The following is a 9,782-nucleotide window of genomic DNA, read 5'->3' as shown; positions in this document are numbered from 1 at the left end:
TCCATCGAAACCTGTCTGGTAGTCAAACGCACCGGCGGCGACATAGGCTGGCACGATGGCCGCGACCTCTGGTACCACGAAGTCACCCAAAATGCCGCTAGCGACTGCGAACCGGAATGGATGGATGCGGAAGATCCCCTGTTTATTCTTTATACCTCAGGCTCTACCGGCAAACCCAAAGGCGTATTGCACACAACCGCCGGATATTTGCTGCAAGCTGCCATCACCCACAAATACACCTTCGACTACCACGACGGCGACATCTACTGGTGCACCGCGGACGTCGGCTGGGTTACCGGCCACAGCTATATTGTTTACGGCCCATTGGCCAACGGCGCCATCTCGGTCATGTTTGAAGGCATACCCACCTACCCTGACGCCTCTCGCCACTGGCAGGTTATCGACAAACACAAGGTAAATATCTACTACACCGCACCCACCGCCATTCGCGCGTTGATGGGCGCCGGCAACGATTACGTCACCAAAACCTCGCGCCAATCCCTGCGCTTGCTGGGCACGGTAGGCGAACCCATCAACCCCGAAGCCTGGGAATGGTATTACCACATCGTGGGCGAAGAACGCTGCCCCATTGTCGACACCTGGTGGCAGACCGAAACCGGCACCCAGATGCTCACTCCCCTGCCCGGTGCCATTGCCACCAAACCGGGCTCAGCCACTAAACCTTTTTTTGGTGTGCAGCCCGCACTGCTCGATCAGGACGGCAAGGAAATTGATGGCCCCGGCTCCGGCTATCTAGTCATCAAAGCCAGCTGGCCCAGCCAGATTCGCACGGTCTACGGTGATCACCAGCGATTGATCGACACGTACTTCAGCCAATACCCCGGCTACTACTTTACCGGTGACGGCGCCCGCCGCGATGAAGACGGTTACTACTGGATAACCGGTCGCGTTGACGACGTATTGAATGTGTCTGGCCACCGCATGGGTACCGCCGAAGTGGAAAGCGCACTGGTACTGCACGAAGCCGTGGCAGAAGCCGCCGTGGTGGGCTACCCTCACGATGTAAAAGGCCAGGGCATCTACTGCTATGTCACTCTCATCAGCGGAAACGAACCGAGCGACACACTGAAGAAGGAGCTTGTTCAATTGTGTGTACAGGAAATTGGCCCCATCGCCAAACCGGATTTAATCCAGTGGGCGCCCGGTTTGCCAAAAACCCGCTCGGGCAAAATCATGCGTCGCATCTTGCGCAAAGTAGCGGCCAACGAACTGGATAACCTTGGCGACACTTCCACACTGGCAGACCCAGCAGTCGTGGACGAACTTATCGAAAACCGGTTAAATCGTTAGACATCTTTCTCCCGTTTGGGAAGGTAAACAGGGTGAGGGACTAAACCCCTCACCCATTACCACCAAGCTGAAAGACTTGGGCAACCTGGACGTTGTAAAAACCATTCACACCGCGTTAGCACTACCCCGCTCAACCCCCAATACGAACTCAAGCACCGTATCAAAACTAGCGATACAGGTTTTAGCCTGGAATTTAAGCCCGGGTTAATGCCATACGCTAGTGCTATAAAATGGGGCTGCACGTGAGACGAATTAAAGAAGCCTCGGAACTTAATTACTCGGTTAATACGTCCCGACTTCGGATAATCACGAGCAAGTACATCTCAGCTAATGAATACTGCTGCCTACTTCACTTTTCCTACTTATCACTCAAGAACCGACACGTCGTGACGTTGGGGATAATTCAATTCTGTATTGGCGCACTAGGCTATAATCTTTCTGGTTAACACATTAATCGTGGTTTTTATTCATTTAACCTGACAAAGCCGTGTGCGCATAATCTGTAGCGCCTTTCTCAGCTCTTAAGGCAGGTTTTATTAACACTCTTCAGGAGCAATCAATGAAAATACTTTCTATAGCACTGTGCATTTCGGCCCTGCTTACACCGGCCGCCTTTGCTGAAAAACCCGATTGGGCAGGCAAAAGCAAGCAGACGACCGAGCAAAAAGAAGCCCGTAAAGCCATACAGGATGCCACCGAGGATATTGAAGAAGGTATCCACAGCATGGAAGAAAAGATGGAGAAAGCCGACAAAGCCAAAAAGTCTGACGAATTAAAGGGGGCAGACAAGCAGCGCGCCAAGAAATCTGAGCAGGAACAAAAGGAGCTGAATAAGGGCTCCGCTAAGGGACAGGAATCCAGAGACGCAAACCGTAAGAAGTGGTGGAAGTTCTGGGGTGACTGATACCTTACAAAACAGCATTGCGTAACGCACTTTGCATAGCAACATGTGTGGCAATTGGCTCGGTGCTATACCGTCGAGGTATCGCCAGCCCTACGCTACCGGCGTTGAATGGACAGGGTAACGCTTCTCTCAGTTGTGTTTTTAAACGCTTTTTACCGGTATCAGCAGCTACTACAAGGATGGTAGAGTAGAAGCCAATTCAGCTCCGCAGCGGTTGGGGTGTTTTATGTGGATGCGTGCCACCTGTTTGCTTGAGTTCTACAGCCAAGTTGCCACTCCCTTTATTTTTACGTTGCGGCCACGCAGCGGCTGGCAGCAGTGGGTTGGGCGCGAACAGTATCTGTTAACCCCCAGCGTCTCAGCGATTGAATTTACAGATCCTTTTGGAAATCTGTGCCAGCGTTTGGTAGCACCGGCTGGGCCATTTTCTGTGTTCACTTCGTTTGATGTTGAAACAGCAGAAGCCGCCGATATAGCGCCCGGCGCGCATTTTATTGGGGTGCAGCAGTTGCCCGAGGAAACACTACCTTTCTTATATCCCAGCCGGTTTTGCGAGTCTGATCGGTGCACCCAGCTGGCGGCCTCCATCACAGCAGGCGTAGCACCCGGCTACGATCAATGCAGCGCGATTGTGGAATACATTCGCCAAACCATTGCATACACGCCGGGGTCGGGACAGCTTATTGTCAGCGCCTGCGAGGTGAATGAACAATCACAGGCTGTATGTCGCGATATGTCGCATTTAGGCATTGCGTGTTGTCGCGCACTCTCTATTCCGGCCAGATTGGTGGTGGGCTACCTGGAGAACCTTCAGCCAATGGATTTACATGCCTGGTTTGAAGCCTATGTGGGCGGCAGATGGTATACCTTTGACCCAACCCAGCCCAATGTTCAAGGCGGGCGAATAGCCATTGCCTACGGCCGAGACGCCGCAGATGTGGCCATCTACACGCAGTTTGGCGATCCGGTTGAGTTGCGCACAATGAATGTAACCCTAGAGCGTATTAACGCCCCCACTTACTGATTGTGCTGTGCTGGGAAGGTTTGGGGGACTATTCGCGGTGGGGTGCACAATAGACATCTGCGCCTGAGGCGGATTTTCGTTTTTCTCGATACATTTTTGCATCAGCTTGCGACAACAACGCCTCTATGGTGGTGTTGTAACCGCGATCAACCTCGACAATCCCCTCCGAGAACGCAAGGTCATAGCCGGCTTGGGCTTTGGCGTTGTGTTCTGCCACTGATTCCCGAAGACGAACGATCGATTCCTTCGCTAGTGCAGCGGTCGCTTTAGGCAGCAGCGCGGCAAATTCGTCGCCTCCCAACCTTGCACAGATATCCGACTTCCTGAAACTGCTTTTGATCAAGTTGGCAAAGGTAAGCAGTGCTTTGTCACCTTCGGCGTGACCATAACGATCATTGATATCTTTAAACCCATCGAGGTCGAGAAACACGAGGGATTCAGGAATGGACTCCCTATCGCAAAGGTTTACGGCCTTTTGCGCCATTGTCAGAAAACCCCGCCGATTTGGCAGGCCCGTAAGATCGTCTAGCGTTGCCAATTCTACGGCCGCCAATTCTCGCTCGGCCAGCTCAGCCAGATCTTTCAGTGCAAGCCGATCTTCCGCATCCAACGTTCGCGGCTTGGTGTCGATAATGCAGAGGGTTCCCAATCGACCACCGTCGAAATAGCGTAGCGGACAACCCGCATAAAAACGAATATGGGGAGCGCCAGTGACCAAAGGATTATCGGCAAAGCGTTCATCGAGCAGTGCGTTTTCGACGAGAAAAATTTCGTCGCCCAGTATAGCGTGTCCACAGAATGAAATATCACGGGGTGTCTCTGCGACATCGAGACCGACACAGGATTTGAACCACTGCCGGTCTTCATCTATCAAGCTGACCAGTGCAATCGGTACGCGGAACATGCGCTGCGCGAGTCGAGTCAGCCGATCAAAACGCTCTTCGGGAGAGGAATCGAGTATATCGATAGAGTGTAGCGTCGCCAGGCGGGTCGTTTCATCGCGAGGCAGCCCGGGAGACTTCATGCTATATCCTTGCCGCTACAGGCGACAAAGGCCACGTGGCAGACACAATGATTGTAGAGTGCATTATTGACCGTCGACGTCGCCGGTACATCAGTGCTTATACCTACTGACACCCCAATACAGCGCGACGCGTGGCGCTAGCGCCCACCACTAAATATTGCCGTTATTTCACCGAGGATTTCACCGCTACACACTCCCCTTCCAACCACTCCAACAGCATTTTCCAGTCTTCCTGATCTCTTCGATGCGTTTTATGCGCTGGAAAATCACCGATACCCTTCCCTTCAACAAAGGCAGTCACGTAATTTTGGGTATCTCGCAAGGTTGCGGGAAAAGGAATGTTGAGACTGATAAGGAATTTTTGCAGCCGCTCCCAGGCTTTGGTCTGCCGCTTTACCCGGTTTGCCACAACAACCACCGGCCGCCGACTATGACGCATAATAGGCGTAAGCAGCAATTCGCCAATAAAGCGCGCGCTGGCGCGTATATCAATATCTGAAGCCAATACAGGTATGACCAGCAGGTCGTGGTCGGCAACCATGTCATTGAGGTCAGCGCCACTCAGGCCGGGCCTTGAATCGGTGATCAGCCAGCGCGTAGAACGCGGCGCGCGCCACTGAAAACTACGCGTAGTTTTTGCCGTGCTGTCCAAGTGGACGCCGTAGACACTGGGCAACGTAGAGTTACGGGATTTTACCCACTGCTGGGCAGACGCCTGCGGATCTGAGTCGATAAGCGTTGTCTGTTCGCCACGTGCTGCCAGCCAGGCCGCCAGATTGGTTGCAACAGTGGTCTTACCAGCGCCGCCTTTGCTGTTGATGACCAGTATACGACAGGCGTTGAGCTGCCGAATAGATACAAGGGCATCAGCGGGAACGGTGGCGCGTGTTACTGACGGGGTAACTTTCATAAGCTGGCTGGATACTGCCTGCCGGCACTCCCATAACGAACACCCGGCGCAGCGCTTGCGCCGGAGAAATAATCGTTAATATTACCAGTTACAAAGCCGTAGCGTTAGAGGTCCTCTGCCCGCCGCGCGCCATCGGTGTTTGCGTCTTTGTCGGCAACATACAGATTTGGCGCGATAACCGCATAGCGGCCGTCTCCATAGGCATTGCAGCCGGTTTGCACACTTGGAGATTTACAGCCTTTCAGTTTAAGTCCGTATACCACACTAAAGGCCAGTACATTCTTGATGTACTCCCGGGTTTCACCATAGGGCAGGTTTTCTATCCAGATATCGGCCGGTATCACTTCCGTTTGCCGCTCCAGTACACGTTTTATCCGTTGCGGGCCAGCGTTGTACGCGGCCGTGGCCAATATGTGGTTACCGCCGAACTCCTTGCGCAATTGCCCAAGATAGTAGGTGCCCATTTCGATATTGATTGCGGGCGTGTGCAAATCGCCGAGAGTAGGATAGGCGCGCCCCATGTCACGGGCAACGCCGCGCGCGGTTGAAGGCATTAACTGCATCACGCCACGCGCACCAACACGCGATTGGGCGTGTTCGGCAAATGCGCTCTCCTGACGAGCTATCGCATAGGCCCAATTGAGCTCTATTCCGGCATTGCTGGCGCTTTGTTCGAACGTTTCCTGGAAGGCCAGCGGAAAGCGTAGCTCCAGGTCATCCCATTCCTTAGCACGCAGTGCCGTCAACACGGCCGCGTTTGACCAGCCCCAGTCGAGCGCCATTTGCGCAGCGGCCACTTGCTGCTCCTGACTCAGGGAGCGCACCGCGCGTCGCCACTCGGTGTCGGCATTGGCGACAAACCCATGCCAATGCAACTCTCGGGCACGCAACATGCCCGGCAGATTCTCCACCTCGGGAATCAGCTTGGTGTTAACCGTGCGCTCGCCGCCGAGCTGGTATTTCTTGCGCAGCAGGTCCGCTGACAGAAAGCTGTAATAACCGCGTTCACTGGCTAGCGCATTCAGCACGGCCTTGGCTTGAGGGGTCATGCGCTGATGCTGTTCAATATCGGCCCGAGCCCACCAATACTTCCAGTCAGCTTTGTGGCGAACATTTTCCGGTAAGGCAGCGATATAACGCTGTACCGCCTCCCAGTCACGATCTTTCAAAGCCAGCCGCACCCGCCACTCAGTAAGATAGTGGTCTTCAAACTGGCGATCATTGGCATCCAGCCAATTGCGGGCGAAATCAGCACCACCGGCAATGATCTCTCGGGCAAAGCGATCGCGCAGTGCGTAGTTTTCCTTGGCTGTAAACTGAAAACGCAGGTTGAGCTGATGCCACAGCGTGTTACTGGCTTGAAAGTCTTTCGCGGCGAGCCGCTGCAGCGTGTGAATCACCAGCAAGCGATTAAAGTCGTTAACCTCAAGCACGTGACCTTTCTGATAAAGTAAATCTGGCTTGGTAAGAATGTCCCGGGCGAGTTCCGCCTTTTGAATATCGCGCAGCAGGTATTCGGCAAGGCCGCTTTGTCCCTGCTGCAATGCCAGGCGGGCCCGAGTCCAATGAACCGTTTCTTTCTGTTCGGTTGAAAGCCGATACAGCCAGTTTGCCAGCACCGTGTCACAGCGTTCCGGCAGTGAGTAACCGGTATTCCATAGCTTGCGGGTAAAACGGTCTGCATCAGCATCGCGACCTGTGGCGCGCAGCGCAGTTATGTACTCACACTGCAGACCACCGGGCGGCGTACTGCCGGTGAATTGCAAAAAGGCCTCCCAATTACGATTGCGCACCAGCCGGGTCACCCAGGCCCGCTCCATGTAGGAGCCGACAATCGAATTGGCGTGCTCGTTGAGCTGAGCCTTTGCTTCGTCGTGAGACAACGCAAACAGTTTCGCCTTGAACAGTTCCAGCTGCAGGTATGGAACCAGAGGATAATCACCAAGCGCCGTGATTGCAGCGGTCGCCTCGTTTACACGCCCCTCCCTGGCGTCGGTTACCGCTTCACGGAAAAGTGCTCGCTGGTCGTCCAGAGGCACATTAGCGCTACTCTGAACGGCGTATAGCGACATCACAGCGATGAGAAGAATTTCTCGTACTCTGCCACTATTCCAGCACAGCCCTCGGTTTATCATTTCAGCCCCCCTGGCTTTTGAGTTAATGGCGATCACCACCACAATATCCACCGACTATAGGCTGTTGCCGAGGGGGACTCAACAGCTGAGACAGGTATTTCTCTAGGCTTGTCTAGAGGCACTGAAACACCCGGCTAACGGGGCTTAAAGCATCTCACCACTGAATTGACGCCACAGAGTGACAGACAATAAAAAAGGCGGCCGAAGCCGCCTTTTCTATGTCGTAACTGCCGGAATTACCAGCCTGTTACTTCCTGCAGTGCCTTGCCGATATCGGCCAGTGAACGCACGGTTTTAACGCCCGCGTCTTGCAGGGCAGCAAACTTCTCATCTGCAGTACCTTTACCACCGGAGATGATCGCACCGGCGTGGCCCATACGCTTGCCTGGAGGTGCTGTTACACCGGCAATGTAGGAAACCACAGGCTTGGTCACATTCGCTTTGATGTAGGCCGCCGCTTCTTCTTCCGCGGTACCACCGATCTCACCGATCATGACAATAGCTTCGGTTTTCTCATCGTTCTGGAACATTTCCAGAATATCGATGAAGTTGGAGCCCGGAATCGGGTCACCACCGATGCCGACACAAGTAGACTGACCGAAGCCGAAGTCTGTGGTCTGCTTGACTGCTTCGTAGGTCAGAGTGCCAGAACGCGACACGATGCCCACTTTGCCTGGCAGGTGGATGTGACCGGGCATAATGCCGATCTTGCACTCGCCGGGAGTGATAACGCCTGGGCAGTTAGGACCAATAAGGCGTACACCCAGCTCGTCACACTTGACCTTACACTCGAGCATGTCCAGCGTGGGAATACCTTCAGTGATACAAACGATCAGTTTGATACCGCCGTTGGCTGCTTCCAGGATGGAATCTTTACAGAAGGGAGCCGGCACATAAATTACCGAGGCTTCTGCGCCAGTAGCCTCAACCGCGTCTGCAACGGTGTTGAACACTGGCAGACCCAGGTGCTCCTGACCGCCTTTACCGGGCGTTACACCGCCGACCATTTTGGTGCCGTAGGCAATAGCCTGCTCGGAGTGGAAGGTACCCTGCGAGCCGGTGAAACCCTGACAGATTACTTTAGTGGCTTTATTGATAAGGATACTCATTGATTAACCCTCCGCTGCTGCTTTAACAACTGCGTCGGCAGCTTCGGTCAGGCCGTTTGCAGCAATGATGTTCAGGCCGGATTCTGCCAGCAGTTTGGTGCCAAGATCGGCATTGTTGCCTTCAAGGCGGACAACAACAGGCACTTTTACGCCAACTTCTTCAACCGCGCCGATAATGCCTTCGGCAATCAGGTCACAGCGGACAATACCGCCGAAGATGTTAACCAGAACGGCTTTAACACTTTCGTCAGAAAGGATGATTTTAAACGCTTCTGAAACGCGCTCTTTGGTAGCACCGCCACCCACGTCCAGGAAGTTTGCCGGCGCACCGCCATGCAGCTTCACAATGTCCATGGTGCCCATGGCCAGACCAGCACCGTTAACCATGCAACCAATGTTGCCATCCAGCGCAACGTAGTTCAGCTCCCACTCGGCGGCATGCGCTTCACGCTCGTCTTCCTGCGAAGGGTCGTGCATTTCCTTCAGCTGGGGCTGGCGGTACATGGCATTGCTGTCGATGTTCAGCTTGGCATCCAGGCAGTGAAGGTTACCCTCGCTGGTGATAACGAGCGGGTTGATTTCCAGCAGCGCAAGGTCTTTTTCCTGGAACAGTTTGGCAAGGCCCAGGAAGATGTTTACGAACTGCTTAACCTGGGCGCCATTCAGGCCCAGTTTGAACGCCAGTTCACGGCCCTGGTAGGGCTGCGCGCCAGTCAGCGGATCAACAATGGCTTTAAGAATCTTTTCCGGCGTTTCTTCCGCAACTTTCTCGATTTCAACGCCACCTTCGGTGGACGCCATGAAAACGATTTTGCGGGTAGAACGGTCTACCACGGCACCCAGGTACAATTCCTGATCGATATCCGTGCAGGATTCAACCAGAATTTTGGAAACGGGCTGACCGTTTTCATCAGTCTGGTAGGTCACCAGGTTTTTACCCAGCCACTTTTCAGCGAAGGCCTTGATGTCGTCAGTGTTGCTGACCAACTTCACACCACCCGCTTTACCGCGGCCCCCGGCGTGAACCTGGGCTTTAACTACCCACTGATCACCGCCAATTTTCTTGGCGGCTTCTACTGCTTCTTCTGGTGTATCGCAGGCAAAACCCTTTGATACAGGCAGGCCGTACTCGGCAAAGAGTTGTTTGCCCTGGTACTCGTGAAGGTTCATGATTTTTACCGTCTCGGTCTGTGGAACTTAAAGCAGATCTCATCCTGTCAGTGCGTGACCTGCTCCCTCGAAAATATTGCGATAGTTGCAAAATTTGGGCGCGTATTTTCCCTGAAAATGACGACTATCGCAAATTAAAGCCCAAACAGGCTGGTTATTAATCAACCAATTCGGGCCCTCTCCCCCTCTCTTTGC

At 53.8% G+C, this 9,782-nt stretch carries 8 protein-coding genes; 3 read left to right on the top strand and 5 right to left on the bottom strand.

What is annotated here, in order from left to right; translation table 11 throughout:
- The 3 genes from acs to ABYP39_RS14665 form a co-directional block, all read left to right on the top strand.
- Positions 1-1,311, top strand: a 1,311-nt coding sequence (gene acs / locus ABYP39_RS14675) for an acetate--CoA ligase (RefSeq protein WP_372783253.1), incomplete at its 5' end; no start/stop codon positions are given.
- A 559-nt stretch (positions 1,312-1,870) separates the two neighbouring features.
- Complete coding sequence (locus ABYP39_RS14670) at positions 1,871-2,215, top strand: hypothetical protein (protein ID WP_372783251.1); 345 nt, start codon at positions 1,871-1,873, stop codon at positions 2,213-2,215.
- A gap of 226 nt (positions 2,216-2,441) precedes the next feature.
- Positions 2,442-3,239: a transglutaminase family protein gene (locus ABYP39_RS14665; protein ID WP_372749306.1), complete on the top strand. Its 798-nt coding sequence runs from the start codon at positions 2,442-2,444 to the stop codon at positions 3,237-3,239.
- A gap of 28 nt (positions 3,240-3,267) precedes the next feature.
- On the opposite strand, the gene ABYP39_RS14660 is transcribed toward ABYP39_RS14665, so the two are convergent.
- The 5 genes from ABYP39_RS14660 to sucC all read right to left on the bottom strand — a co-directional run bounded on the left by ABYP39_RS14660 (position 3,268) and on the right by sucC (position 9,587).
- Positions 3,268-4,263 (bottom strand): GGDEF domain-containing protein, encoded by a 996-nt coding sequence (locus tag ABYP39_RS14660; protein WP_372783249.1) that lies wholly within the window; start codon positions 4,261-4,263, stop codon positions 3,268-3,270.
- Between the two features lie 163 nt (positions 4,264-4,426).
- Positions 4,427-5,173 carry an AAA family ATPase gene (locus tag ABYP39_RS14655; protein ID WP_372783246.1) on the bottom strand — a complete coding sequence of 249 codons (747 nt, stop codon included), beginning with the start codon at positions 5,171-5,173 and terminating at the stop codon, positions 4,427-4,429.
- 104 nt (positions 5,174-5,277) lie between these two features.
- The gene (locus ABYP39_RS14650; RefSeq protein WP_372783244.1) at positions 5,278-7,308 is read right to left on the bottom strand and encodes a transglycosylase SLT domain-containing protein; all 2,031 of its coding nucleotides are present in this window, start codon (positions 7,306-7,308) and stop codon (positions 5,278-5,280) included.
- Between the two features lie 236 nt (positions 7,309-7,544).
- Positions 7,545-8,417, bottom strand: a complete 873-nt coding sequence (sucD, locus tag ABYP39_RS14645; RefSeq protein WP_372747879.1) for a succinate--CoA ligase subunit alpha — start codon at positions 8,415-8,417, stop codon at positions 7,545-7,547.
- A 3-nt stretch (positions 8,418-8,420) separates the two neighbouring features.
- The gene (gene sucC, locus ABYP39_RS14640) at positions 8,421-9,587 is read right to left on the bottom strand and encodes an ADP-forming succinate--CoA ligase subunit beta (protein ID WP_372783242.1); all 1,167 of its coding nucleotides are present in this window, start codon (positions 9,585-9,587) and stop codon (positions 8,421-8,423) included.
- Between the last annotated feature and the right edge of the window lie 195 nt (positions 9,588-9,782).

Source organism: Litorivivens sp., from assembly GCF_041625495.1.
In the GTDB taxonomy this organism is placed as follows: Bacteria; Pseudomonadota; Gammaproteobacteria; order Pseudomonadales; family Spongiibacteraceae; genus Litorivivens.
This window is presented reverse-complemented; position numbering and strand designations above follow the sequence as displayed.